The 26,371-nt window shown below is 65.0% G+C and carries 13 protein-coding genes; 2 read left to right on the top strand and 11 right to left on the bottom strand.

Translation table 11 applies throughout. The annotated features are described in order from the left end of the window. Nucleotides 1–9: 9 nt before the first annotated feature. Nucleotides 10–2,538: a helix-turn-helix domain-containing protein gene (locus tag Q8Z05_RS14025; protein ID WP_305940226.1), complete on the bottom strand. Its 2,529-nt coding sequence runs from the start codon at nucleotides 2,536–2,538 to the stop codon at nucleotides 10–12. A 465-nt stretch (nucleotides 2,539–3,003) separates the two neighbouring features. Here Q8Z05_RS14025 and Q8Z05_RS14020 point away from each other — a divergent pair, with 465 nt between their 5' ends. Continuing rightward, complete coding sequence (locus Q8Z05_RS14020) at nucleotides 3,004–4,062, top strand: hypothetical protein (RefSeq protein ID WP_305940225.1); 1,059 nt, start codon at nucleotides 3,004–3,006, stop codon at nucleotides 4,060–4,062. 85 nt (nucleotides 4,063–4,147) lie between these two features. Here the strand turns inward: Q8Z05_RS14020 and Q8Z05_RS14015 are convergent, their stop codons facing one another. Together Q8Z05_RS14015 and Q8Z05_RS14010 are read right to left on the bottom strand one after the other, a co-directional pair. Next, nucleotides 4,148–5,593: a glycosyltransferase family 2 protein gene (locus Q8Z05_RS14015; RefSeq protein ID WP_305940224.1), complete on the bottom strand. Its 1,446-nt coding sequence runs from the start codon at nucleotides 5,591–5,593 to the stop codon at nucleotides 4,148–4,150. 292 nt (nucleotides 5,594–5,885) lie between these two features. Further along, the gene (locus Q8Z05_RS14010) at nucleotides 5,886–7,334 is read right to left on the bottom strand and encodes a polysaccharide deacetylase family protein (protein ID WP_305940223.1); all 1,449 of its coding nucleotides are present in this window, start codon (nucleotides 7,332–7,334) and stop codon (nucleotides 5,886–5,888) included. Nucleotides 7,335–7,924: 590 nt separating this feature from the next. On the opposite strand from Q8Z05_RS14010, the gene Q8Z05_RS14005 reads away from it, so the two are divergent. Then, a complete protein-coding gene (locus Q8Z05_RS14005; protein WP_305940222.1) occupies nucleotides 7,925–9,133 on the top strand; it encodes a chitinase in 1,209 nt (402 codons plus the stop codon). Between the two features lie 10 nt (nucleotides 9,134–9,143). Here Q8Z05_RS14005 and Q8Z05_RS14000 read toward each other — a convergent pair whose 3' ends face one another. The 8 genes from Q8Z05_RS14000 to Q8Z05_RS13965 all read right to left on the bottom strand — a co-directional run bounded on the left by Q8Z05_RS14000 (nucleotide 9,144) and on the right by Q8Z05_RS13965 (nucleotide 26,249). Then, nucleotides 9,144–9,911: a hypothetical protein gene (locus tag Q8Z05_RS14000; protein WP_305940221.1), complete on the bottom strand. Its 768-nt coding sequence runs from the start codon at nucleotides 9,909–9,911 to the stop codon at nucleotides 9,144–9,146. Nucleotides 9,912–10,044: 133 nt separating this feature from the next. After that, nucleotides 10,045–12,021 carry an S-layer homology domain-containing protein gene (locus Q8Z05_RS13995; protein ID WP_305940220.1) on the bottom strand — a complete coding sequence of 659 codons (1,977 nt, stop codon included), beginning with the start codon at nucleotides 12,019–12,021 and terminating at the stop codon, nucleotides 10,045–10,047. Nucleotides 12,022–12,101: 80 nt separating this feature from the next. After that, the gene (locus Q8Z05_RS13990) at nucleotides 12,102–13,109 is read right to left on the bottom strand and encodes a dTDP-glucose 4,6-dehydratase (protein WP_305940219.1); all 1,008 of its coding nucleotides are present in this window, start codon (nucleotides 13,107–13,109) and stop codon (nucleotides 12,102–12,104) included. Between the two features lie 65 nt (nucleotides 13,110–13,174). Then, on the bottom strand, nucleotides 13,175–14,608 hold the full coding sequence (locus Q8Z05_RS13985) for a nucleotide sugar dehydrogenase (protein WP_305940218.1): 1,434 nt from the start codon (nucleotides 14,606–14,608) through the stop codon (nucleotides 13,175–13,177). A gap of 504 nt (nucleotides 14,609–15,112) precedes the next feature. Continuing rightward, nucleotides 15,113–17,812, bottom strand: coding sequence for a helix-turn-helix transcriptional regulator (locus Q8Z05_RS13980; RefSeq protein WP_305940217.1), 2,700 nt, complete (start codon nucleotides 17,810–17,812; stop codon nucleotides 15,113–15,115). A gap of 2 nt (nucleotides 17,813–17,814) precedes the next feature. Beyond that, entirely contained in the window at nucleotides 17,815–20,463 is a 2,649-nt protein-coding gene (locus Q8Z05_RS13975; RefSeq protein WP_305940216.1) for a LuxR family transcriptional regulator, read from the bottom strand. A 352-nt stretch (nucleotides 20,464–20,815) separates the two neighbouring features. Next, entirely contained in the window at nucleotides 20,816–23,449 is a 2,634-nt protein-coding gene (locus Q8Z05_RS13970) for a helix-turn-helix domain-containing protein (protein WP_305940215.1), read from the bottom strand. Between the two features lie 124 nt (nucleotides 23,450–23,573). Then, nucleotides 23,574–26,249 (bottom strand): helix-turn-helix transcriptional regulator, encoded by a 2,676-nt coding sequence (locus Q8Z05_RS13965; RefSeq protein WP_305940214.1) that lies wholly within the window; start codon nucleotides 26,247–26,249, stop codon nucleotides 23,574–23,576. Nucleotides 26,250–26,371: the final 122 nt, after the last annotated feature.

Raw genomic sequence — 26,371 nt, 5'->3', positions numbered from 1 at the left:
ATTGTCCCACTATTGCCCGTCCAGGCTGTTCCAGAGTTCAGCCAGCTCCTGTCGCCGGGAAACGCCCAACTTGCCGTAGATCCTCTGCAGGTGCGCGTTCACCGTGTTCACGGCGATCCCGAGCTCCTCCGCCACGCGGGCACTTCCCATCCCGGTGACCACAAGCGTCACCACTTCGCGCTCCCGTTGCGAGAGCCTGGCGGGATCTGCGGCTCCCGGCCGGTCCTGCGATTGGCCGGGCAAAGGAGTGCCGTTCCCGTCACTCGACCACCGCCAGTCCGGCGGTCCGTCCGCGGCATGCTCAAGCGCCGTACTGTCGGGCCTCGCTGCGGCACCAAGGTTCAGCAGCTCACGTGCCCGGCGGCCCCTCCCGCCGCCCGTCGCTTTGGCCGTTCTTCCGGACGACCTCTGGGGCGGACCGGAGGCCCCGGTAACGGCCGGACGTGCCACCGACGCGTACGTTTCGACCAGACGGGCCGCGACGTCGCCGTCGGATGCCCCGCCGGCACCTGCCCGATGTTCACCCGCCGGATCCCCGGAAACAACCGCCGCGGAATGTAAAGAGCCGGGCAACGGCGCAAGGTCCCACGTCAGCCACTCCGCGGTGGCCTGCGCGCCCACAGTGAGAGCCAGCGGATCGTCCGGTTCAGCGGCAGTTAAGGCTTCCGCGCCGTACGCGCCCACGCCTGCACGGCCTGCGGCGGCGTGCCGGCAGAACATCATGGCCCGGAAGATTTGCAGCGGCCCGCCGGGGTAGCTCATCCATTTGTTGCGGCCGGCGCGTTTGTCCGTGGTCCCGGCTTCAGGACTCTGCCCCAGCCGTGCCAGGTTGGAGGCGTGGATGGTGAGCACCGTGGTGTGGAAATCAACGCTGCACCGCGGCAAGCGCTCCACCGCGTTGAGCGCGCGGGCGGAAAGGGCGACGGCGTCAGCGGGCTTTCCCTGCACTGACTCCCCTTGGGAAGCAAGCGCCAGAAGCAGGATGCCTGCGTGGGTACCCGTCGGCTCCTCCGCGCCGGGGCCGACGTCGTAGACGCCGGGCGGGCAGAGACGGTGGAAGAGCTCCCCGCCCGGGCTCGGCCAGTTTCCATCCCGCGACTCCAGGTAGAGCTGCAGGACGTCCAGCTCATCCTGAACGGCGTTCTGGTAAGTGTCAGCGGCCGCGTCTCCGATGGATGCGGCCGCCGCAAGGGTCAGCCGCCGCCTTGCACTGTCCAGCACGGACTGGAGGGTGTCGCGGCCCGGATTCGTGGGCATGAGTGCCTGCAGGAGCAGGGCCACTGCCCTGGCAAACTCCATGCTCAACACTGCGGGGGTGGTTTCCACCAGGCCCCGGAGCACCTCGGCGCTCCGGCCGTACTCGTGGGAATGGAACAGCGCGCGGGCCGCCTCCGTCTGTGCCGGCAGCTGGAGTTCCGGTGCCTTGACCGCTTCGGCTGCCTTCAGCGCACGGTCGCTGTCATAGAGATTGTTCGCGGCAGTGGCCACGGCCAGGAGGTCCAGGTCCGCAACAGCGGCCCCGGAATCCAAGCTGGCTTCCACCCGCCGAAGGAGATCCCACAGAGGCTCATCCCCCGCCCGCCCGGGGGCACCGGCCCCTCGTTCGCGCAGGTCCGTTTCGCCGTGCAGGTCCAGCGGCCCCGTCCCGCCCGGAAAATTCCGTGCCGCACTGGCTTCCACCTCGTGGTTCAGGATGACGTCAGCACCGCCGTCACTCCGGATCTGGATCCGGATGACCTGGCCCTGCTCCAACGCAGAAAGATCGTCCGGAGGGACGGCCCGGGCGAGGACGGACAGCGGAGCAGGATCACCGGCCGCCAGGAAGTCGACAACCTGGCGCTGCTCCGCGGGCAGGGCCTCAATCCGCCTGCGGGCGAGGTCGAATTGGCGTGCCTCTGCCGGGTCAGGCGGCCGGACCAGGGCGCACCGGCCGCCGCTCTCCACAATGTTGCCGCACGCCAGCGCTTCCTCGACGAGCCAGCTTGCCGTTAACGCATTGGCCCCCGAGGCGGCGTGGATGTCGCGCACCAGGGTCCGGCCGGGCCGGGCGGGCAATTTGTAGTCGAGGAAGGTCCGGAGCTGGTCCAGTGTCAGGTCATCAAGCGTCACGATGGACAGCTGCCGGGCAACCACGGATTCCATCAGCTCCATCTGCAGCTGCCGGTCGGCGCGGTGGCTTGCCAGCATCTTGATGTCCGGTTCGGCCAGGAGCTGGTTCAGGACCCACAGGGATGTCCCGTCCAGGTAGTCCACATTGTCCAGGACCATCAGGATCCCGTTTGTTTTCGGGTCCTGGCTTCGGAGTGCATCCCGGCACGCCCGAACGATGTTCAGCGGCGACACTTTGGACCCGGAGGGCAGGGCGGGCGCCAACACGCTGCCGATGCCAAACTTCATTCGGCGGCAGGACTCCGGAATACTGTGGACAATGACCGTGAGCTGACCGGAGAGCGCCTCCGCCGCCGCGGCAAGGAGCCCTGTCCTGCCCGAGCCCGCGGCACCGGTGACAATGACGCCTTTACCGTCTGAACCGGACAAGGCAGTGATTGTCTTCCGAAGTTCGGCCACACGAATTACCGGGGGGAAAGGTGAATTTCCTGCCCTAACGTCCATGGTTGCGTCGATTCCTTAGCCGCGGAGCGCGAAGTTCCGGACCGCCCCCAACCATCTGCCGGCTTTAGCAATTCCAACGCTACCTATCCGGTGCCGCGGCTGGCGTGAGTAGTGACTACTCGAATATGCCGGACCGTTGCTCTCACGCCAGTTCAGGCTACTCACGGGCATCCGTGTAAAGTGGAGCGGGTGTTAACGGTCTCTTCGGGTCTCCTGACGGTCCCGCTGGCTACTTCTGGGGAGTAAGCGGCTCAGCTGATTTCACTATCAGCATCCATTCCGGGCGCGGCCATCGCTGCGCCCTTCCGGCGGTCATGACCCGTACTTGGCGTGCCCTCATGGGGCTCCCGCCATCCCTGTTAATGTCCCCAACAGATATGTATCCCATAAATGAAACACACGACCACACCCATCATGGCTGTGTTGATCCTCCTTGTCGGAGTATTGACCGCCGGCTGTGCCGCCGAATCGGCGCCCGGCCCGTCGGCCTCCCCCAGTCCTTCGTCAGCCAGCGCCGAAGCGTCGCAGGCACCGCTGAAGGCCTCACCGCCACCTAGTTCGACGCCGGCCGCGGCCCCCGTCGAAGAGCCTGCACCCGCTGCGGCGTCCGCCCCCGAGCCTGCCGCCGCAGCCCCTGCGCCGGTGGCCGTGGCCGCAGCTGAGCCTGTGGCCGCACCGGCTGCCAGCAAATACCCGCTGCACACCAACGTTGTGAGCACCACTTTCTGGGTGGGCGAAATCTTCAACGCCAGCCTGGCTGACGGATCCCAGGTCTGCTCCACGTACAACGGCCAGTGGGCTTTCCAGCACACGGGAATCAACGCGGGAACCACGCCCGCCTCGGCTTCCGGTTGCCCCGGCAGCATCTACGGCGGGTGCGACGGCGTGAGCTCCGGTTCCGGGAGCTCGTTTACTTGCGCCACCGAAGCACGCGATGCGTCCAACGGGTATTTCCCCAAGAACCAGCCCACCCCGCTGGAAAACCCGTTCTACCTTGACCTTCCCTACGACGACGTGAATGACAGTGTTGCGTTCCAGCAGCGCTGCCAGGTCATTCCGTGGGCCGCCGCGGACAACGCCGCCACCGGTGTCAACCACTGCGCGGACAGCAGCTATTCATACATGAAGAACCGCTGGGTGCAGATGACCGGACCGAACGGCAACGTCTGCTACGGCCAGATCGAGGACGCAGGTCCTTCCAGCGGTTCCGAATACCATGACGCGAACTACGTCTTCGGCGCCGCCGACGCCCGCCCGGCAAACACCGATTTCTCCGCCGACGGCACCCAGGGCGCGGGAATGGATGTTTCCCCGGCACTGAACGGCTGCCTCGGCTTCGCCGAACTGGACGGCAGCGGCGATCACGTCTCGTGGAGGTTTGTTGACCGCGCAGACGTTCCGGCCGGACCGTGGCTGAAGGTGGAAACTACGTCAGGCGTGAACTGGTAGCAGCGCCCTCGCGTTGAACGCAGAGACGCCCCTGGTGCAGGACCGCAGTGTCCTAGCACCAGGGGCGTTTTTCTGTCCTTGTGTGCTACCGGGTGATGCCGGCGCCCGCGGTGGCTTCTTCCAACTCGAGCGCCTCGCCCTGGACGCGCCGCACCGGGCTGACCCACACACCCGATGAGGCTGCGGAGAATGCCCTGGGCAGAACCATCAGGCAGATCACGGAGTCGAGGATCCGCATCAGCGGAAAGAACGGCGCCATGAGCAGGATTCCCGGCCGGCGGAGGGCAATGGCCGCGACTACCGTGAGCGCGAGGTCAGGAATGAGGACACCCAGGAAGACGTCCTGCGGACGCAGGAGCCCGGACAGGTAAAGGAAGGATTCGCCGTTGGCCCCGAACGCCTGGAGTTGCATCGATGCCACCAGCGAGAGGAGGAAGACTGGAATCAACAACACGAAGAACATGCAGCTCAGGACCAGTTCGATGATATACAGGACCAGCACGAACCAGAACTTTCCGGCCTGCAGGCGATGCCGCCGGACCGTCTGCCAGAAGCCGAGGAGCCACCGCCTGACCTGCCTGGTGTAGTCCTGCAGGTTGTCCGGATCCTGTGTGTACGCCACGGCCGCGGACGGGTGGAAGGCTATCCGCCCCAGTTTCTTGGCATGGATCTCAAAGGTCATGTTGAAGTCCTCGATGACCAGTCCCGGTGCCAGCACCTTGATCTTCGCGAGGGCGCTTGTCCGGTACATGCTGGCAAAGCCCGGCACGATCGACACGACGTTTGCGCCCCTTGCCGCCTGGCCGTACTTGAGCAGCAACTGCACCACGATGTACAGCCGTTCCCGGTAGGCCACCAGGAAACGGCCAAGTGCCGTGGGTGCAGGCGGGGTCATGATGGACTTTGCCCGTCCGGCCACGGCAACCACCGAAGGATCCTGGAAGAGCGGCAACCCGGTCTCCAGGTAGTCCGGTGTTGGCCGGGTGTCCGCGTCCAGCAGAAGCACCACTTTGAACTTCCGGCACAGCTCGAAATGGGCGATCCCGGCGGCCAGTGCCCCCGCCTTTCCCCTGTTCGCTTCCAGATCGAGCACTTTGACTCCGCACGCGCGGGCTATGGCCGATGTGTCGTCCGTGGACATGTCCGAGATCACGTGGATGTTCCTGAGCGGCACCAGTGCGGATGCTGCCCGGAGGGTCTCCCTGATGACGAGGGCTTCGTTGTGGGCTGCAATGAGCACGGCAACATTTGCCGGCAATATCCTCGGGCCCCTGACCCGGTGGCGGCCGTGCTCCCGCTGGATCATCCCCCGGTGCGCCCGTGGCGCTGGCAGCGTGTGGGCGCCATGGGCGCCTGAGCCCACCCGGCTGGCCAGCGGCATGCGCTGGAGAAACCGCAGCATCCGGCCGCTCAGCGGCGGTCCCAGCGTGACCCGCCGGACGTACTGCTCGTTGGCAAGACGCAACAGGCCAACGAACGACCAGAAGATGGTGCTGACTCCGAGGACAAGGACGATGTAAACGGCTATCACAGCGACGGCGCTCCAATCGTGTCGTACATGGCATAGTCATCCGTGACGAGCGTGCCGTTACTGAACAAGCTGGACACGTTGGACGGCTCATTACGCGCGCGCCGGGCAGTGCCAGCCGATGGCAAGGCCACTAACCGCGGATGCATTAGGTTGTCGCCGCTAATATCACGGCCGCTTTTTTGGTCCGCACTACTATGACTTGCTAATCGCCCGGAAGTTTCCAACCTCATGGGAATCGACTCGATTCTGGTTTTCGAGCCCGTGGAGCGTCTGCGCTGGCAACGGGCGGGGCCTACGGCGCCGGCGGCGCCCCCGTATCGAACATCTCGTAGTCATCTGTTGTCAGCTCCCCGTCGCTAAACAGATTCAAACCAAAACTGATGCCGACGGCGTCTGCCGGCACCGGCGGTGCAGTCCACTCAGCCTGCCGGTAGGCAGCGCTGGCGGGAAACCAAGGGCTAGCTGTCCAATAGGTCCAGGTGCCAACCTTGTTGCGGTAGTACAACTCGAACTGCGTGGATGCCGTGGACGTGTACCACGCCCGCAGCGTGTAACTGTGGCCGGGGACAACGCTCGGCGCACATGCCCCCAGGTCCAGGACAGGCAGCAGCTTCGCGTCGCCGGAAGCGTAACCGGTGACGTCCAGCCGCCGGGCGATAGCGCCGGTGCGGCCCGGAGTCAGCGTGCTGAGGACGTGCGAATTCTCGCCGTAGGAGGAAACTTGCCAGCATTCAGGGAGACCGTATTTGCCGGGCGTTTCCAGCCCGGGGTTGCGGAGCGCATTGGTGCCCGGCGGTGCCGGCGGGGCAGACGGTCCCGGAACTGCCGGCTTGGCTCCGCCACCAATGACATCGTGCACTGTACGGATCGCGGTGGTCCCCTCGTCCGTGCGCGTCACCAGCCAGGCGACGAAGTCGTTGAAAAGCGCCGGTGCCACGGACCGCGGACTGCCGCTGTCATCGATGTCGTAGAAGCCCAGCTGCAACCAGCCTCCAGTGGTTTCAGCTTGCATCACTGACTGCTGCAGGTCTGCAAGGGTCCAGGCAGCGCCGACCTCCGGCGTCGACTTCGTGCTGAATGGATCGGCCGGCCGCACCGTTTCAGACACAGCGCAATCAGCGCAACCCAGCCGGCTGCGGAGTTCGCCCTGGCTGCGTGCGCTGTTGTAGCCGCAGCCGGCCACCATGTTCCTGGCTTCCGGCGACGTTGCGGCAAACGGATAGGCAAAGGATGTGACCTTGAACCCCCAGTCACTGAGGTTGGTCCGGTCATTGCAGACCTGCCGGGTGGCTTCATCAGGTTCGAGTGCCGTCAGGTCGGCAAGGGTTGCCGTGTGGCCGCCGATCTCGTTGCCGTCGGCGGCCAGAGTGTGCAGGTCCTCCACAGTCATGTGGTCCTTTGCCCCCATGAATCCCGAGTTGACGAAGAACGTCCCGCGCAAACCGTGGCGTCGCAGGGTCTGGGCGGCTGACATCTGGCTTGCCCGACCGCCGTCGAACGTCAGTGTTACGGTGGTCAGCGCCAGGCTGGTGTCCACCGGTGCCGCAAAATTTTTCAGTGGCCCCGGCGCGTTTCCGGCCGGCGGCGTCCCGCCGCCCGGGGCGAAGGCGGCGGACCCTGTCAGGAGCGCAAGCCCGGCCAGCCACGAGACAGCCCAGAGCGTGGTCCGTTTTCGTTGCTTCGTCACCCCGGCTCCGGGCGGAACGGCCTGTTCCCCCGGCAGTTCATGCCTCTGGCTCATGACAGATATCCCCTCTTACATCCGTATCGCCCGGCCGCAAGAGGATCCCCAGGCCGCAGTACTTCATGAAATGACCCTTTGAAGGGGTCGGTGACGACTGGGGGGAAGCCTTGGTCTCAAAGGCTTGTTCGCCACCGACCCCCGTTCACGGGCCCCGGGCTTGTGCACCAGGGCTGGCTGCCTTGAGGCAGCTGCATCGGCAGAATAGGGAGGGAAGTCAACGGCGGGTTTAGTTGCCCCCGGCATTCCTGCCGCCGTGGCCGTCACGAAACGCCGTTCAGGGGCCTGGCTGCGCGCTTTCGCCCGCAACGTTGCGTCCATTCCCATTTCGAGACCCGTTTCTCCCCCGGAACTCTGAATCTATCCGACATCCAAAGCCTATTAAGAGGGAAGTCCGGCGGCACGAGTGGTGCCTACCCGTCTTTCATTGCCGCAGCTGACGGGCGGTCCTGGCGCCACTCGCCCACTACGCGATTCGCTACTCGTTGCCCACTCGAATACACCCGGAGGGGCCGGCCCGTAGAGGCCACCAGCAGGGCTGCCGTGGTGAAATGGTGTCTAAGTAAACCAGAGGGGGGCGTGGGGTCCAGATGACAGCCATAAACCGCGGCTCGGATCCGGGCGCCACGGCGGAAACGGACCCTGCCCCACCGGGGCTAGCCGACGGGTCCCCCGTCCATCGCGCGACCGCCCAGCGGTTGGCCCAGCGGTTCACCCGTTCCGGATTGCAGCTGCGCTGGCCTTCGTCGCCCTTGATGACCGGGCTGACCGTGGCCGTCATCCTGGCCGTCGTCATTTTTTTCTGGGCCTGGCGGTCCGGACTGGCCACGGGGGCAGCGCAACCCACCTGGTTTGCCGGCTACGTGGACGTCACTGTTTCTCCGCCCTATGACTTCGAAGAGGCCGCGACGGACGGCACCAGGGATGTGGTGCTGGCATTCCTCGTCGCATCCCCAGAGGACCTCTGCGTGGCCAGCTGGGGCGCAGCCTACGGCCTTGACGAGGCAAACAGCGCCTTGGGCCTGGAGAAGCGGATCTCGGATCTCCGTTCCCGGGGAGGGTCCGCCGCCGTGTCCTTTGGCGGCGCCCGGAACAGTGAACTGGCCACCACGTGCCGGGATGAAGCGAAGCTCCGCACTGCGTACAGGGATGTGGTCGAACGCTATGAGCCGGCATTCGTCGATTTCGATCTTGAGGGCGCTGACCTCATAGACCAGGCCGGCGGCGAGCGCAGGGCACGGGCAGTGGCCGCCTTGCAGGGTGACCGGAATTCTTCCGGAAAAGAGCTCGCTGTCTGGTTAACGCTTCCGGCTTCTCCCCGCGGCCTGACCGACGCCGGCATAGCGGCAGTGGAGCAGATGCTCCAGGCGGGCGTCCAGCTGGCCGGCGTCAACATCATGACCATGAACTACGGGGCCAGCCGCGGGAGTTCCCAAAGCATGCTGGAGGCCGCCAAGGCCGCGGCGGACGCAACGCATGACCAGCTGGGCATCGTGTACCAGCGCGCCGGCATCAACCTCAGCCGCGAACAGACCTGGAAGAAAATCGGGTTAACGCCCATGATCGGCCGCAACGATTTGCCGGGCGAGATCTTCGAACTGGACGCGGCCCGTGCCCTGAAGGACTACGCGGTGGAGTTGGAGGTCCAACGCCTCTCAATGTGGTCGCTCAACCGCGACGCTCCCTGCGCATCCGGTGAGCAGGAGGAAGGCGCCACCTTCACCTGCAGCGGCGTGGACCAGGGAACTACGAGGTTCTCCGATCTCCTGGGATCCGGACTTCCGGGCAGGATGGGCTGACCGCTGGCTGCTACCTCACCTGGCGAGTAGTGACCAGGTTCAGCCATGGGCCCGGCGGAACATCCTGCCGGTCCACGAATTGCCAATCGACCTTGTCCGCTTGTCCGTTCAGGGCGCTGAAACCGAGGCAGCCGTTGAGGGCGGGCGAAACGTCCATTCCTGCGCCGTTGAATTTCCTGTTGGCAGGCCGCGCATCGTTTGCGCCAAAGACGTACTCTTTGTCCTGGTACTCCCCCGGGCCCGCATCCTGGATCTGGCCGTAGCATTCCCTGCCGTCCTTGCGGATCTTCACCCAGCGGTTCTTCATGTAACTGAAGGAGCGGTTGGTGGCCTGGCCTTTGTATCCTTCGTCGTTGGCCCAGGGAATGACTGTGGCACGTTCACGGAAGGCAGCGGCATTGTTAATGTCGTCGTACGGCAGGTCAAGGTAGAAGGGGTTCTCCTTGGGCTTCATGCTGGCGGGAGCGTAGCCGTTGGAACTTGACCGGGGTTCAGTCTCACAGCCGTCCGACGTGAGCCGGCCGTCACAGCCGCCGTAGCTCTCCATCCACTTCGAGTCATAGGTGGAGAAGACCTGGCTGCCATCGGAGGCGTTGGGGTCAAAGACTTCGCCCACCCAGAAGGTGGTGGCCACAATATCAGTGTGCCAGGGGTACTTCCCCTGTGATCTTGGCTTCGGTTCCTGGGGCGTGCAGGCCGTGGCCATCATTGCCAGCAGCAGGACGGCCGCCAGGAGGCCGCGTAAGCGGCGGCGGCGCTTGAAGCCTGGGTCCCTCACTTGATCCCCCCGAACCGATGAATTTTCAGTGTTGCGGACTGTACTGGACTGAACAGCGGCGAGGGCGGCCGCGCGTAGGAGATTCCTCCGACTGCGCGGCCGCCCCGGCCGTGCTGGGACCTACCCGGGCGCCTTACATGCCCTTGGGGAAGTTCAGGTTATAGCGGTAGATAAAGGCCGCCACCTGGTCGCGGTTTATGGATGCGCCGGGCCTGAAGGTTCCGTCGGCAAAGCCGAAGGTAATTCCCATGGCAGCCAGCCATCGCACCTCGTTGTAGAAGCCGTTACCGGGTCCGACGTCGGGGAACACAGGGGCCGTTGCCGGGACCGCCGGGCTGCCGTTCATTCGGTACATGAACGCCGCCATCTGGTCACGGTTGACTTGCTCGTAGGGATGGTACCCGCCGTCGGCAAACCCCCTGGTGATGTTCTGCGAGGCAAGCCACTGGATCTCATTGTAGAAATCATGGGTAGTTGGAACATCCGGGAACCTTTGCGGACCGGCCGGTATGGCCGGGCTTCCCGCAAAGCGGTAAAGGAAAGCCGCCATCATTCCGCGGTCCAAGGTCTGCCCCGGCTTGAATGTTCCATCGGCGTAACCCGTGGTGATCAGGTTGTTCGCCATCCAGCTGATCTCGTTGTAGAAGAGGAACGTCGAAGGAATGTCCGTGAACGTCTTGACGCCTGCTTTGTCATACAGCTCATAGTCATCGGTGGTCAGGGTGCCGTTGGCAAAGAGATTCAGACCGATGCTGATGGCCGTGGCATCCGCTGGAACAGCCGGACTCTCCCACGAGGCCTGGACCCACGTGTCGGACGCGGCAAACCAGGGACTCGAAGTCCAATAGACCCAGGCACCCTGGGACGTGCGGTAGTGGGCGTCGAATTGCGTCACACCGCCCACTGCCTTGTACCAGGCCTTGGCCACGTAGGTGTGTCCGGGAATCGCGCTGGGAGCGCACTCCCCTGTGTCCAGCTGAGGCAGCAGCTTACCGTCTCCGGTGGCGTACCCCGAGACCACAAGCTGCTGTGCAGCCGTGGCTGTGCCGCCGTGGCCGGGTGAAACGTTGGAGAACGTGCGGGTGTTGGTTCCGTAACCGCCACCCTGCCAGCAACGCGGAAGCAGCGACCCGTTGAGTCCGGGGGTCTCAAGGCTTGGATTCTTGATGAGGTTGCCGGTGGTCCGGGGTGCCGGAGCCGGCGGGCCCGCCACCAGCGGCTTGGTGGTTCCGCCAATGACTTCCTTGACGGTCTTGACCTGCACCGGAGTGGCAGTGTTTGCCGTTGAGGTTTCCTCACCTGCCAGCCAGTCGGCAAACTGGTTGAAGACGTCCGTGCTGATGGTCAGGGGATCCTTCACACCCGAGACGGGGTCGATGCCGGTGCCCACGTGGTGGAAGGTCAGCTGGACCCAGCCGCCCCCGTTTGCCTTCGCCTGGGTGACCAGGGTTTTGAGGTCTGCCAACGTCCAGGTCTCATCGAGCTGGTCCGGCGCGCCGGTATAGTAAAGATCTCCCGGGGTCAGGCTCTCGGCAAACGGAAAGGTCTCGGATCCCGCCACCTTGCTCCGGATGTCGCCCAGACCGCGTGCGCTGTTGTATCCGCACGCTGCAACGGCCGCCTTGGCGGCATCATTGGCCGACGCGAAGGGATATGCGAAGTTCTGGATGTCCAGTCCGTAGCCTGCCAGCGTCACCCGGTCGGAGCAGACCTGCCGCTTCAGCTCATCGGGTCCCACCGCAGCCAGGTCAGCGTGGGTCACGCTGTGGCCGCCGATCTCGTTACCTGCATCCTGCAGGGCCTTGGCCTGCGCGGCGGTCATATAGTTCGGCCGGTTCATGTAGCCCGACGGCAGGAAGAACGTGCCGGGCATCCCCAGCGCATTGATCTTGGCCGCGGCCGCAATCTGGTCGGCGTTGGCGTCGTCGAACGTCAGCGTCACGACAGTTTCGCCAACAGCGTTGGCGGCCGGGGCGGTGAGCCCCAGCAAGGAGGCGGCCAGGGCCACCGTTGTGGAAGCTGCCAGCCAGCGTGACTTGCGCCGGCCGGGAGGTCGCTCAGCCCTGTGTCGGGGCTCCGAGACCGCAGTGTAGCGTTGCAGAAGCGTCATGGAACTCAACTCTTTCGTCGAAGGTGCACATAACTTTTGACGGTTGCCGCCCCCCGTACGGCGCGGCACCTCACGGACGGCTAGTTGGCCGCCATCGTGACTTTCCACCCGAGCGGATCGGGTGCTTTCACCGGGCGGTGGTCGGCCGCCACGTTCAAGATGATCTGGTCCAGTGTTGTTTTAGGGTCGAAGCCCACCAGGTCCTTCGCCTTACCGTTGTTTGGCACACGGCGGCGCATGTCTTCATATCCCTCGGCATACGCCTGCTCGTAGGGCACCAGCGTGATCGGGCTTTCGCTGCCGAGCAGCTCCACGATCCGCTGCGCGAGCGTCAGGATCGAGATCTCGTAGCTGCCGCCCAGGTTGTAGGCATTGCCGTAGGCGGATTTCTCTTCGGAGATTTTGGTGATGGCCGGGACGATGTCGCCAACGTACGAGAAGCACCGTGTCTGGTGACCGTCGCCGTAGACAGTCAACGGTTCTCCTGCGAGTGCCTGCTTGACCAGGCGCGGCACCACCATTCCGTAACGGCCCGTCTGCCGTGGGCCCACCGTATTGAACAGCCGCACGATCGCGACAGGGAGGCCAAACTGCCGCCAGTATGCGTGCGCGAATGCCTCGTCGATGCCCTTGGCCGCCGCGTAGGTCCACCTGGACTTGAGCGCGGAGCCGAGGATCCGGTCGGACTCCTCCGAGAGGCTGTCCGACGTGTTTTTCCCATAGATTTCGCTGGTGGACGCGAGGAGCAGCGTGGCGCCGGATTCCAGGACAGCGTCCAGGACCACTTCCGTGCCATGGATGTTGGTGCGCAGGCTCTCCAGTGGGTGCTCCACGATGAGGTTTACGCCGACGGCGGCCGCCAGGTGGAAGACCCTGTCTGCGCCGGCAACCACCTTGTCCACGGCCTCGCGGTCCAGGATGCTGCCTTCCACGAAATGGAAATCCCGGTGGCCGATGACAGCCCTCAGGTTTTCCAGGCGACCGGTTGAGAGATCATCCAGTACGGTGACGGTGTCCCCGGCCGCAAGGAGGTGCTCCACGAGATGGCTCCCAATGAAGCCGGCTCCGCCGGTGATTGCTGTTTTCACTTCTCCTGCTTTCTTTTGAGCTCAGCGGGGCCGCTGGAATCACTACCTGGAATCAGGACCCTGACTCACAACCGCGTGACGTTGCTTCCGGCTGGAAGCCGGTAGGTGGTGTCAAGGACGGCGGGCGCGTCGCGCAGCCAGTCGATGTCCATCTCGGAGTGCCTGGTGTGAAGGATGACCAGGTCGGCGTCCCAGTCCGACGGATCCGCCAGAGACTCCAAGGCACTTCCCTGGCCGTCGGGAGCGGTGGGGCACCACGGATCGTGGTAGGCGACGACAGCGCCGTCGGCCACCATTGCGGCGATGATTTCCAGGGCCGGCGACTCGCGGAGGTCCTCCACATCGGGTTTGTAAGCGACGCCAAGGAGCAACACACGGGCTCCCTTGATTCCGTGGTTCCGGTCCGACAGGATGCGGCGGGCCTTTTCCACTACCTGGTGGGGCCTTCCGGCGATGCCTGCCATGGCGTGCTCGATAACTGGCGCTGTAACCCTGGCTTTCCTCAGCTGCCACAGCAGGTAGTGCGGGTCGCAGGGAATGCAGTGGCCTCCGACGCCGGGACCCGGAGTGAAGGGCATGAAGCCGTAAGGCTTCGTCGAGGCAGCATCGATGACGTCCATGACCTCCATGCCCAGCTCGTGGCAGATGTCCGCAAACTCGTTGGCCAGGGCGATGTTCACCGCCCGGAAGGTGTTTTCGACGAGTTTGGTCATCTCTGCCACATCGGCGGACGGCACGACGTGCACCAGCTTGGTGCTGGCCTGGAGCAGCGCCTCTGCGGCTTCACCGCAAGCCGGCGTTACGCCGCCCACGACCCGGGGAACGTCCTCATGCGAGAAGGCATCTACTCCGGGGTTGATGCGTTCCGGCGAGAAGGCCACGTACACATCCCGTCCGGGAATCAGACCCTTGGCGGCCAGCGGCACTGCCAGCAGGTCCCGGGTGGAGCCCACGTAGGTGGTGGACGTCAGCATCAGCAGCTGGCCAGGTACTGCGAATTCGACCACGGAGGCGCATGCCGCCCGAAGGATCCCGAGGTCGGGCACCAGGTAAGGATCCACAGGGGTGGGGACGCATACCACCACTGCTGCTGCCCGGGCCAGCAATGAGAGGTCCGTGCTGATCATGAACGAGGGATCTTCCAGCGCCTCACCCAGCCGGACCTTGTCCGAGTCCAGCAGGTCTGCCTGCCGGGACCGGATGATGGCGAGCCTGTTCTCGGACACGTCCAGTCCCAGGACGCGCCGTCCGGAGGCGTTGATGGCAAGCGCGGTGGGCAGGCCAACGTAGCCCAGTCCGACGATGGCGACGTCGAACGTGAACGTGTGGTCCTGGCCGGCTGCGTCGTTCGCCAAAGAATCAGCTTCAGTTGTCCCGGCGGCCAGCTCAGGCGCCGGCGAGCCGTTTTCCGGCCACTTCCGGGCAGCCTCCAGCAACGGTGGAAGCTCGGCCCCGGTCAGCGCGGCCTTATGGGTCTTCAGTTTGGTGTTCGGTGTCATGCTAAACCGACCTCCCGGTGTCCTATATGTCCCGTTTGTAAGAAAGCCGACGACGACGAAGGCAGGCAGGTCCTGGTCTCAGGAGACGCTGCCCGGATCGTCGCCGGCTCGAATGGGGTGCCCGCGATCGGCGGTATGCTGGTCGCCCTGGAGGAGTGTTCCAGGTGGATCGCCACATGAAATTCCGAAAGCCAAGTGTCAGCTGGTTGATGCATTTAAAGACCCACTACTTTCCCCAATAGATGCCTGCGGCCCAACAAACTACAGCGTATTAACCAACCACCTGCGGGGGCGCGAGTGGGCTCTACCCGTCTTTACGGGTGCATCACTGAGGGGAACGGGGTGGTACCCGCCCGTTCCGCCCCTACCACTCGCATCGGTACTCGCATGAGAGCAGCCAGAATGCAGGGGCGGTCCGATGAGCGGGCGCGACAAAATTGCACGGGCCACCGGAGGCTTGACGGCCGGTGCGTGCGGAGAGACGGGTGCTGAACCGGCGCCGGGTCAGGCTGTCCCGTGCAGCCCGGCGTGGCGGGCGCCGTAGGCGACCAAAGCCAGGTCTTCCCGATGACTAATGCCGAGTTTCGCGAACATCCGGTAAAGATGCCCTTCCACAGTCCGGAGTGACAGCCCGAGCCGAAGGGCAATTTCCCGGTTGCTGGCCCCGGCCTGGACAAGGGCGGCAATTTCCTGCTCGCGCCGCGTCAGCTTGTGGAGGTCCGGCGGGACCTCGGTAGCCGAACCCCCGGTTTTGTTGAGCGCTGCGTTGCGCTGTTTGACCAGTTTCTGGGCCTCGAATTGGCGTGGCTTGTCTCCACGCGTCTCCAGGATCCGCAGGGCATGGGCAGCGCATTCGGCTGCAGAAAGGTCCAGACCGTCCCGTGCCGCGGCGTCGCTCATTTCCACGAGCCGGTTGACATCCTTGGCAGCGAGGGCACGGCAGTATGCGGCCAGGAACTCCGCGCTGCGTCCCTCACAGCCCTCCGCGGTTGCAGCCAGGCGCGGGACGACGGAGAGGTCCCCCAACCGGAGGACAAGGGACAGGATCTCCATCTCGTAGCTAAGGAATCCGGAGGATGCCGCCGCGTCGGCCAGCGCCGTGAGCCTGGATACCGCGGCCGGGACACCGATGCGTTCAGCGAGCGCCGCAACAGTGTACGCCTGCCCCAGCAGCGACGCATGGCGGTGGTCAGGCAGCAGTGCGTCATAGGCCTCGGCATGCGCTTTGGCCGTTTCTGTCCGGTTGAGGATGGAGGCGGCGTATGCGGTGGCCGCCAAGGCGTCGGGCAGGTCGCCGCCGGCGTCGGAGAGTCGCAGCACCTCGGCAGCCTGGCTCAGTTTCGGGAGGGCGGCCGCGATGGTCCCCCGGCGCAGGTCCGCGGTGCCCGCGGCGAGGTGCAGCATCCCGCCAAAGTAGATGAGGGAGTTCGACGCCTGGGCAATATGGTTCTGCAGGTACTTGTCGAGGACGTCGAGTTCACCTGCGTGGAGCAACGCCAGCAGATAGCGCCGCATCACGAACTCGGCGTACTCGAGACGCCGGTCCCCACTGGCGGCAAGGATGTCCTCGACCACCATCACTATCTGCAATGCTGAAACGGCACGTCCCGTGAGCGCCAGCGACTCCGCCAGCAACGTTCCGGCCAGAAGCCGGGACTCGTCGTCGTCCGTGGACTCCCAGATCTTCTGTAGCTCCGGCTCCGCTTCCACGTGGCGGCCTGCAGCCTGGTAACCCTCCAGAGCCAGGAGCCTGCTGCCCAGCCGCGATGTCTCCAGTTCCTTCGCGTCGAAGCCGGGCTCGGCCGCTTCCAGTCTGGAGACAGCCTCTGCCCACGCATCGGCCGCTCGCAGCACGGCTTCCGGCCCGTTTCGCTTGCCTGCTGCGAGCTGGGCTGCCAGCATCGACGCCTGCCGGACCGTGCGCAGGTCGGTGGCTTGTTCCACCACGCCCTCTAGGCACAGGCCGGCTCCGATGGGATCGCGGCCATACAGCTTGGCACGGGCCAACTCCACTTGTGCCGCGAGCTTCAGGGACGGATCCCTGATGGCACCCACTACCCGTTCCACGTAGTCGGGGATGAAGAGGCGGTTCGCCAACTGGGCGGCCTCAAGGATGTCGGCATCAGGGACCGTTGCCCCGGACTCCAGGGCCCAGGTGACATGCCGGAGCCTGCCGTCCAGGGTCTCAGGCCTCGAGTCCAGAAGGTTAACGATCCGCCGTCGGATGGTGACGCTGCGTGCTGTCGGGACCAGCTGCCTGATCACTTCCCCGATCAGAGGCTGGGCCAGGCGGACATGCCTCGCGGCGTCGGCCGAGATCGCGATGAACTGAAGCTCCTTGAGTTCATCGACGGCGTGGCTGTCGCTGGCACGCTGCAGGACGCTGAGCGGGATGGCCTCGGCCAGCGCCACTGATTCCAGGGCCTGACGCTGTTGGGGGTTCAGCTGCATGATCTGGTTCCTGACCAGGTCCATCAGCCGGACAGTGGCTGCCCCCGGTTCGCCTAAAAGGACCCACGTGTCATTGCGCTGCAGCAGATGGCCGCGGGTCTTGGCATGAGCGATCAGTTCCAGCAGGAACATCGGGTTTCCGCCGGATGACCTGAACAGGACGGCGCTGGCGCTGGGCACCAGCGGGGAGCCGAGCACCCGCGTGCACAACTCGTCCGATTCCTCGCTGTTCAGCGGCTGCAGTTCGAAACGGTCCACCAGGCCTTCGGACCACATCTGCAGCACCTCCGGCGGCGGCGACGGGTGCGGCCTGCACAGCAGCACCACCCGGGCGGCCTCCGCGGCGGCCAACTGCGCAATGACTGCTGCGCTGCTGTCATCAAGATGCTGGGCGTCCTCCACCACCAGCACCGCCTGGGACTGGTCCCTCAGTCCCTCCGGATTCAGTTCAGTGACCAACGCCTTGAGCACGGCCCGTGGTTGGTCGGTCTGTCCGGGTGTCAATGCGGTCAGCAGGGGCGCCAGGGCTGCGTACGGAACCTCCGACAGCGACGGACCCGCGTAGACGTAAAACGTCCGGATCCGGCTGCCAAGCTCAAAAATGACTTCGTTGGTGAGCGCGGTCTTGCCAATGCCGGCGTCGCCCAGAATCAGCGCCCCGGGTCCATTGGTGTCCAGAAGGCAGTCGACAACCGACGCGACCATGCCGAATCTCCCGATCAGCCGCTCTGCCGTGATGGTGGTGTCACTCATGGCTAGTCATCTCCTGTACTTCCAAGGGCCACCGGAAGCTCCAAGCGCTCTTCGATTTTTAGCTTGCCGTAAATCTGGTAGAGGTGGCCCTCCACGGTCCGCACCGAAACGTGCAGCTGGGCCGCAATGCTCTTGTTGCTCGCGCCGGCGGCGGCGAGTTGCGCTATCTGGAGTTCGCGGGCCGTCAGCGTGAGCCGGTCGTGCGTTCCATCCTGCGGGGTCCGCAACCTCCTCCGGCAGGTCTCCGCCAGGTGCTTGGCCTGCCGGACAAGGCTCCGTTCGATCCGCGCCTGGTCGAGGTTCAGCACCGACTCGGCGATGTCCAGGGCAAACCTGTCGTTGTGTATCCTGGCTGCAAGGTTCGCAGCCGCCATGAGTTCGTCGGCTTCGCCTGAAATAACGCCACGGGCGTATTGCCCGCACAGTTCCGCGAAAGGACCCTGGCTGTCGCCTGCACTGGCCAACAGCCGCGGCGCCGCACCTGCCTCCCCCAGCCGGACAGCCGAGCTGAGGCACAGCAGCTCATGCCCGACGTTTCCGGAACCGCGATCGTCCTCCGCCATGCGCAGCAATTGTTCAATTCCCGTCCGGGAGCCCTCGAGCTCCGCCCGGGCAAGTGCCGTGAAGTAGCCTTCCGCCCGGGAGACCTTCCACGTTTTCCGCCTGGAACCGGACTCCGTCTCCGCAAGGTACCCAAGCGCCCGTTCGCGCTCGCCCTGCAGTGCCGATGCGTAGGCAGCCGCAGCGCAGGCGAGGGGCAGGATGCCGTCGGTGTCCTGGATCCGCAACTGGCTGATCCCCGGAACAAGCAGGTCAAGCCCGTCCCGTCCACGCCCCTGCATGCAGGCGCAGATCGCCTCCGGAACCTCCGTCGCGCTAAACCGCCGGTAGATGACGGATGACGGGAGCCAGTCCTCAGTGGGCAGGGCCGCTGCCGCCTCATCCCATCTGCCGGCCACGAGGTAGGCGAAGCGCAGCCGGGAGATCACCGACTGCGCGATCGCCACCGGGATCTCAGGCCGCAAGCACTGCAGCTTCAATTGCTCGGCGAGCTCGGCGGCTTCCGTCTGGCGTCCCGTCACTGCCCACGCTTCACACAGCCAGCTGCCTGCCTGGAGCCGGAACTCCGCGCTGTGGAACTCAACATTATCCAAGGCCTCTGCGAGGGTGGCAGCCATCTCACGGTAGGTTCCGGCGTAGCTTGCGGCTTCAGCCTCGGCAAGAGTCAGTTGTTCCCGGATGCGCCGGAGTTCCGGTGCAGGCATTCCGGCCGCCGGACCGGAGGTGTCCTCATAAAGTACTTTCCGCGCCTTGGCCAAGGAACCCGAGGCTTCCTGCCAGGCGTCCGGGGTGGCCAGGAACACCGAACTTTCGGCCAGCAGCAGACCGATCCATTCGGCGAGCGCGGCGTTCTCCGGCGCCGCCTGACGATGCCGGCGGACCACGTCCAATGCCTCATCCACCTCGCCGAGCGTCATCAGCGCCAGCACTTCCTCTGTGACTGCCGCGGCAAGTGCTTCGTGGCCGGGGATGGACCGGGCGAAGCGCAGCGCGAGAGCCGCATCCAGCCGCCTGTTGGCAAGGCGTGCGGCTGACAGGGACTCCTCCTGTGACAGGGAGGCACCGCAGTCAAGGGCCCAGACCGCGAATGGCAGTTCCGTGGCAGGCGTCCGGAGCGAAGGGGCCGCTGCGAGGAGGACCATCTCTCGGAGTTCGCTGCTCCGGCCCGGCGGCACGTTTTCCCGCACGACGTCGGCCACCAACTGGCTCTGGATCCTGACGCGGCGGGGCAGGGAGTCCTCCACCGCCAGGACACCGCGCTCTTCCAGTGCGTCAACGTCATCGGCGTCCACGAGCGTGAGCAACGTATCCAAAGGCAGCGTTTCTGCCAGAGACAGGATTTCCAGGATCCGCCGGTCAGCCTCGCCCATCCGCCCGAGCCGCGTGGCGATGAGGTCGGTGATGGCCCGTCCGTGGACATGGTGGTCCGCCGTCAGGACCCACACGCCGTCCCGGACAACCAGGGAACCGGAGTCGGCAAGTTCCATGGCCAGCATCTTGAGGTAGTGAGGGTTGCCGTCGCTGGCGGCCCAGAGCGATTGGACGGCCGAGTGCGAAACCTTGGCGCTGAGGCCCTCTTCGAGCCAGCTGACGGCCTCGCGGAAGGACAGCGGCTCGAGGTTCACGCGCGTGAGGAACCCGCCGTCGCACAGTCCCGAGATTTCCGCCGACAGCCGCAGCGGATCGGAACACGTCAGGACCAGGCGGACTGCACGGTTGCGGGCCAGCTGTGCGATGGTCACGGCCGTCAGCTCATCAGCTTCGCCTGCGTTGTCGACAAAGAGGTAGACGGTCTTCCCGTGGGCCCGTTCGCGCAGGAGCCGCATGAGGCCGGACAGCACAAGCACCGGATGGTTCAGATACCCCGGCTCCAGGTCGCTCAACAGCATGTTGAGTGCGCCGTAGGGTGAACGGGAAAGGGCTGCACTGCACCGAAGCGCCACAACCAGGGAATCGTCTCGGAATTGTTTCAGCGCGTGGGTGGTCAGGAATGTCTTCCCAGTGCCCGACGTACCGGTCACCAGGACTCCGCCGGTGGACTCCGCCAGGGCCCGGGTGATGTCACTGACCGCCTGCTTTCGACCGATCAAAGGCCAAGCGGCACCCCGCGTCATTCCGGCGGATCTGTTGGCGTGCGAGCTGGCCACATTATCGGCTGTCAACATGAGTGAGACCTCTGTAATTACGAGCGATTCCTGGTACCCCAAATTAACCAGCTCGCACGCCCGCGGGCACCAGTAGTGAGTACTCGAATTTGCCTGTCACCCATACCTGTACTCGGAAAGCAAGTACCCCTGGTCGCCCGGTCAGGCCACGCGGATCCGCGGATCCGCGGCCGAAAACGGTTCCGCCTGCTGCTACGGACGCAGCAACATAGTTAACAAGTCGCTGGGGCCACCGGGTCCAGCCGGGTCTCCGGGTAGTACCCGGCCGGCCAGGTACTCACGTCCCGGGTGCTTTCTTGGCCTGCACTCCCGGGTCCTCTGCGAGTCCTGCCGCCGCGGCCAGTTCATCACGTCCTGCAATCCCGAGCTTCAGGTAGCAACGGTAAAGGTGGCCCTCCACCGTACGGACCGAGATTTGCAGCTTGTCCGCGATCATCCGGTCGCTGAGTCCCGTTGCCGCCAGTCCAACAATGTTCCGCTCACGCTTGGTCAGGATGGGAGCCACCGTGTCCGGCTGGGCTTCGGTGCCCGCGTGGCCCAGCTCTTCGTTACACCGCGCGACGCCGGCGCGTGCCAAGGCAGCCAGCTCCCGGTTGCGGCTCCGGTCCAATGAGGACAGCGCCGCCGCATACGCATCAGAGGCCAGCTGGAACGCCGAGGCAGTGCAGAGGGCGTCCCCGGCACGGAGGTAGAGTTCAGCGCTGCCACTCGAGAAGGCCGCACAGTACTCCGCCAGCGCCGCCGCCCAGGTTCCTTCCGCTGAACCGGCAAGCTCCCGCAGCCGCTCCAGCCTGGTGGTGTCGCCAAGACCGAGGGCCATGGCGAGGGCGTTCAGCTCCAGGAAGACGGCATTCTGTTCCGCCGCTTCCTCAGCACTCCGGTGCAGGGCCGCGAGGCCGGATCCGTCCCCCGCCAGGTGTTCCTCACCGGCGGCCAGGAAATCCCGGGCAAAAGCTGTGACCAGGTGCATGCCGCGCTCGCCCCAGGCCTCGTAGTCAGACCTCAGCCTGTCGGCCTCCGTTTTGAGGCCCTGGGCGGCCGCCACGTAGAAGGCCATGGACGCGCAGAACCGGAACATCTGCTGGGGATCACTGTCGCGGAGGGCCTCGAGCCCGGTGGTCAGTAGCTCCAGGGCATCGGCGAGCTTTCCCTGACGCACGGCAATGTAGCCCATCACCACGTAGGCGGCGCCGCTGAATGAAACCATGGCGGATCCGAAGGATGTCTCCGCATAGCCGTCCAGGAGCTGTTGCGCCTCGGCCCACTCACCGGCGGCCAGATCGCAGGCGACAAGTCGGACAACGATGAACTCGGGGAGGAAGAAGATGTCGTTGTCGGGAGGCTGGGCCTGGCCGTAGGCCTCCATGGCAAGTTGGCGCCCCTGAAGGGGATATCCCAGCGCGCACAGCCGCTCGGCCTGCAGTGCCAGCGCCATGGACCTGGTGAGGGCTCCGTCGGGTTCCCCGGCCCACCCGCCGGCTTCGAGTAACTCATCCAGCCGGGGACCCATCTGCCGGTAATCGCCGGAGAGCGAATACGCCATGAGTTCCACCAGGGACGCCCGGCGCGCCGTGACCTTGAGGATGGCCGCCGAGTCCGCAGGCTTGGCCGCAGCCTCTTCCTGGCCCCACTGCCGGAGGCGGCGGGCATCCTCTGCGATATCCGAGGCGGGGTGCCCGAGTGCGGTCCGGGTGGCGGACCTCAAAAGGCTGTTCACGGCCATATGCACCAGACCGTTTCCGGTGTCCACGTTGACGTTCAGAAGGGCGGCAGCTTCGTCGTAGTGTCCGAGGTTATAGTGCGAGCGGGCCATCACGGCCCGCGCAGTCTGTTGCAGTTCGGGGTCCCGCACGGCCCAGGCGATGCGCAGGGCCGCTTCACTCTGGAAGAGCTTGCACGCCAGAACAGCCGCCCGGATCAGCAGGCGGCCCGGCACTTCTGCCCCGCAGTCCAGGGACCAGGAAACTATCCGAAGCAGCGACTCCGGCTTGTCGACAGAGATTTCCATCCGGGACACGAGTTCCTTGTGCAGCTGCAGGCTTCGGGCGGCGGGAACGATCCGGCGCAGGACCTCCCCGTAGACCGGGCTGACCAGCCGGAGCGTCGGCTCGCTGTCCACCGATTGGACGACGAGCCGCTGGTCCAGCAGTTCCTTGACGGCAGGCTCGCCCGCGATCTCCCCTACGAGCGTTCTGTCCACGGGTTCCGCCAGCGCGATGAGGTTCAGTGCTTCCCGGCCGTCGGCCGAAATACGCATCAGCTGGACCTTGACGACGGCGGTGAGCTCCAGGGTGCGGACGTGGGACGAGCCCGCATTGAGCCACACGCCGTTGCGCTGGATCAGGTCGCCGGAACGCTGGGCCTCGCGGACCAGCGTCTTAAGAAGCAAGGTGTTCCCTCCCGCCTCCTGCCAGTATTCACGCGACGTGCTGTTGAGGACTTTGCCCTGGAGCAACGCTTCGCAGAGACGATGTCCCTGTTCCATGGTCAGCGGGGCAATATCGAACCGTTCGGCAGTACCGTCATGCCAGAGCCGGAGCAGCGGCTGCGGTATGCCGGGCCGCGGAATGCAGGTGGCCACGAGTTTGGCCCAGCCGGCCTGGACAAGTTCAGCAATCATCTCGGCCGTGGCGGTGTCGAGGTCGTGGGCGTCGTCGACCAGCAACAGCGCGGGTCCCGGGCTCTTCCTGACCTTTTCGAGGTGCGCCCACAGCGCCCGCAGGACGGCCACCTTGGATGTGACGTCCTCAACGGAGAGGTCAGCCAGGTAGGGGGACAACGCCCCGTACGGAACCGGTGAAAGTGAGGGGCTTCCGTGGACAGTCATGACGGCCTGCCGGCCGTTTCCGGAGTTGTTCAATTGCGCCAACAGCGACGACGCTCCCAGCCCGGCGTCGCCCACCACGAACACTGCCCAACAGTCATCAGACGCAAGGGCATCTGTGACTGCCGACAACATGTCCCCCCGGTCGATCCAGGGTTCATCAGCATTCTGGCGCCGGGTCCCGGCGCGCGACCGCCCCGAAGCCTTCCCGTCAGACTTGAGCGGATCCTTCAAGCTCACTCCTCGATGAAATCCCCATTTTCGTGAAGATCTGGTAGAGATGGCCTTCCACTGTACGTATGGAAAGCTGCAGCCGGTTGGCGACTTCCTTGTTGCTCAATCCCTGGCTGGCCATCCTGGCAACCTGCCGTTCCCGTTCTGTCAGTTCCGGTCCCACCGTGTGCGGCATCAGCGGCAGCACAGGGAGCGTCTCCACGAGGCGGTCCAGACGATGCTGGGCTGCCCGTGCGGATTGGGAGTCCCCCTTTTCCCTCGCGATGTCCAGCGCCAGCACCACGCACCTGGATTCCACCGCGTCGAGGTGGAGTTCGTGGGCCAGTGCCGCCGCCTCAAGCAGGACCTTGGAGTCCTTCTTCCTGCTCCCCTCCCCGACCAGCCGATTGACGGTGGCCATTTTCCCTTGCCGGCGGGAGGAAACCTCGGTCAGCAGGACCAGTTCTTCCTCCGTTCCATGCACGGTAGCACCGAACAGGCTGATGGAGGCAGTGGTTGTCCGCCCCTTGGAAATATCCTCGTGGGCGGACTCGATCAGCTTCTGCTTGGCGCCCGGATCCTTGAGCCACCGCTTGGCCATCCGCACGCAGAAGTCAGCCATCCAGGAGGTGAACCAGGCGACGTGCTGTTCCTCCTGGGCAGCCAGGTCAAGGAAGTTTCGGGATTCCTGGATATCGCCGGCCTGGGCATAGGCGAAGGCCAGCGCGGAGCAGGCCAGCGCCGGTCCGTAATAACTTCTCCTGATTTCCAGCTGGGCCTGGGCACCCAGCAGTGTGTCGATGGCGAGGTCGGCCCGGCCGGCATAGGTATAGGCCACACCCAGCGCGAGTTCGGCCGCCCCGCCGAGATACTGCATGATTTTGGGTTTCTGGTCCAGGGCTTCAGTGAGTATCCGGACGCAGTCCTCCCACTGGCCGCTGCAGAGCAGGGCAGCAAACAGGCCTTCAGCCTTCCAGCCCAGCATCCCGGGCGCCACGTGGGACTGCTCCATGCGGTGCTCAATCCCGGCCGCCAGGGCAATGGCATCCGCTTCCCTGCCCAGGACTGCCCAGGCCATGGTCAGCAGGCAGGCGCAGTTGAGGACATACAGCGGATCGCCGTCTTCCTTGTAGGCCCGCTCGAGGTCCTCGGCAACGGCTTCATAGTCGCCCTGGTGGATCATCTGCTCGAATTCGGCGAGCCTGATCAGCTCATGCGCGCGGGCAAAGTCGGCCGGCGTTTCATTGCCGATGGATGTCCTCTCCCGCCGTGCCAGCTCCTGCCGGGCGGCCGAAAGGATGCCCGCGATCCGGGTGTATCCGCCGTGGACCCAGAGCAGCGCACTGCAAAAGTCCTGCACGTACCCCGCGTACGCGGTCGCGGGAAGCTCAGACAACTGTTCGGGCGTGACTTCCTCCAGGACTGCCACTGCCGGTTCATGTTCAGCCAGGGTCATGTAGGCGGCCGCACGCTGCCGGGCTGCCTCAGCCCAATGCGGGTCTCCGACGTGGATCTGCGACAGGGCCTCCAGTGCGAACACCGGATCGAACAGGCGGTTCGCCGCAGCGGCCGCGGCCAGCGCAAACGCCGGCTCCACGGGTTCACCGCAGTCAAGTGTCCAGGCCACATAACCGAGGAGCTCTTCGACATCCATCTCTGCCGGGGTTGCTCCCACAACCCTCGCCACGAGCTGGTGGAGCTCCTTGCGCCGCGGCAGGTCCATCCAGCCCCGGATCACTTCGCCCACGTACTCATCTTTCAGGCTCACCCAGCGGCGGCCCGTCTCACCCACCTGCAGGTAACCGGCCTTTTCAAGGTCCGCAACAACTGCCGGGTCCAGGACATCGAGCAGGACGAACAAAGGGACCCGGCGGATCAGGGCCAGCCACTCCAGTCCCTCTCTGACCTTGGGGGTCTCACGTGCCAGCCTGGACCGAACCAGGTCCACCAGGGCGTCGGCTTCCGCGAGGTTGATACCGCCGCGGAGCGCCCAGACTTTTCCGGCAAGGTGGAGGTTGCCCGAACGAAGTTGCTCAATAACAATTGCCTGCAGAACCAGCGGGTTTCCGCCACTCGCGGCGTAGAGGGAACTGCCCGCGGTGGCGGTCACAGGGCGCCCGAGGACTCCGGCAAGCAATTTGCTCACTTCCGGCCGGGTGAAAACCTCCAGCCGGACTTCCTCGAGTGAATTGTTGCGAAGGAGCCTGATCAGGTCTTCCGGCATGTCCGTGACGTTCCGGACAGTCACCATGAGCTTCGCGGCGCCGCTCAGGATGAGGTGCATGAGGACAGCGGTGCTCATGCTGTCGATGGCCGGCAGGTCCTCGAGCACCACCAGAACCGGACGTCCGGCGGCATCCTCACGGATGAGCCTGGAAATACCGTGGACAATTTCGCCGGGCGATTCCAGCACATGCCCGGGAAGCCTGGCCACAAGAAACGCGAGTTGGCCAAAGGGAATGGCGGGATCCGTGGTTGTTCCATGCAAGTGGATGACATGCATCTTCCCCACCAGCTGGGATTCCACCGCACGTGCAAACGTGGACTTGCCGACGCCCTGCGCACCTACGACAACGACGCCGTGAAGATCGTTGTCGCCAAGGCTCGATACAACGGACGCCTGAAGGTCCTGCCTGACCAGAGACGACCACTTACGACGCTCTGAGGCTCCCATGCCCCGGCGTTCAGTCTCCAGCAGCCCCCCATGTTCAGAGCCTGGTGATGCATGCACGATCGATCACGCTACCTTCGTGGCTCGAGCTGATGCGACTTGGCTGAGCCGTCGGGTGTTCAGTT

The organism is Arthrobacter oryzae, from assembly GCF_030718995.1.
Taxonomy (GTDB): domain Bacteria; phylum Actinomycetota; class Actinomycetes; order Actinomycetales; family Micrococcaceae; genus Arthrobacter; species Arthrobacter oryzae_C.
This window is presented reverse-complemented; position numbering and strand designations above follow the sequence as displayed.

Excerpts from the sequence above, each read along its gene's own strand:
- Q8Z05_RS13965 (WP_305940214.1), bottom strand. The coding sequence starts at position 26,249 with ATGGGAGCCTCAGAGCGTCGTAAGTGGTCGTCTCTGGTCAGGCAGGAC.
- Q8Z05_RS14020 (WP_305940225.1), top strand. The coding sequence starts at position 3,004 with ATGAAACACACGACCACACCCATCATGGCTGTGTTGATCCTCCTTGTC.
- Q8Z05_RS14010 (WP_305940223.1), bottom strand. The coding sequence starts at position 7,334 with ATGAGCCAGAGGCATGAACTGCCGGGGGAACAGGCCGTTCCGCCCGGA.
- Q8Z05_RS14005 (WP_305940222.1), top strand. The coding sequence starts at position 7,925 with ATGACAGCCATAAACCGCGGCTCGGATCCGGGCGCCACGGCGGAAACG.
- Q8Z05_RS13980 (WP_305940217.1), bottom strand. The coding sequence starts at position 17,812 with ATGAGTGACACCACCATCACGGCAGAGCGGCTGATCGGGAGATTCGGC.
- Q8Z05_RS13995 (WP_305940220.1), bottom strand. The coding sequence starts at position 12,021 with ATGACGCTTCTGCAACGCTACACTGCGGTCTCGGAGCCCCGACACAGG.
- Q8Z05_RS13985 (WP_305940218.1), bottom strand. The coding sequence starts at position 14,608 with ATGACACCGAACACCAAACTGAAGACCCATAAGGCCGCGCTGACCGGG.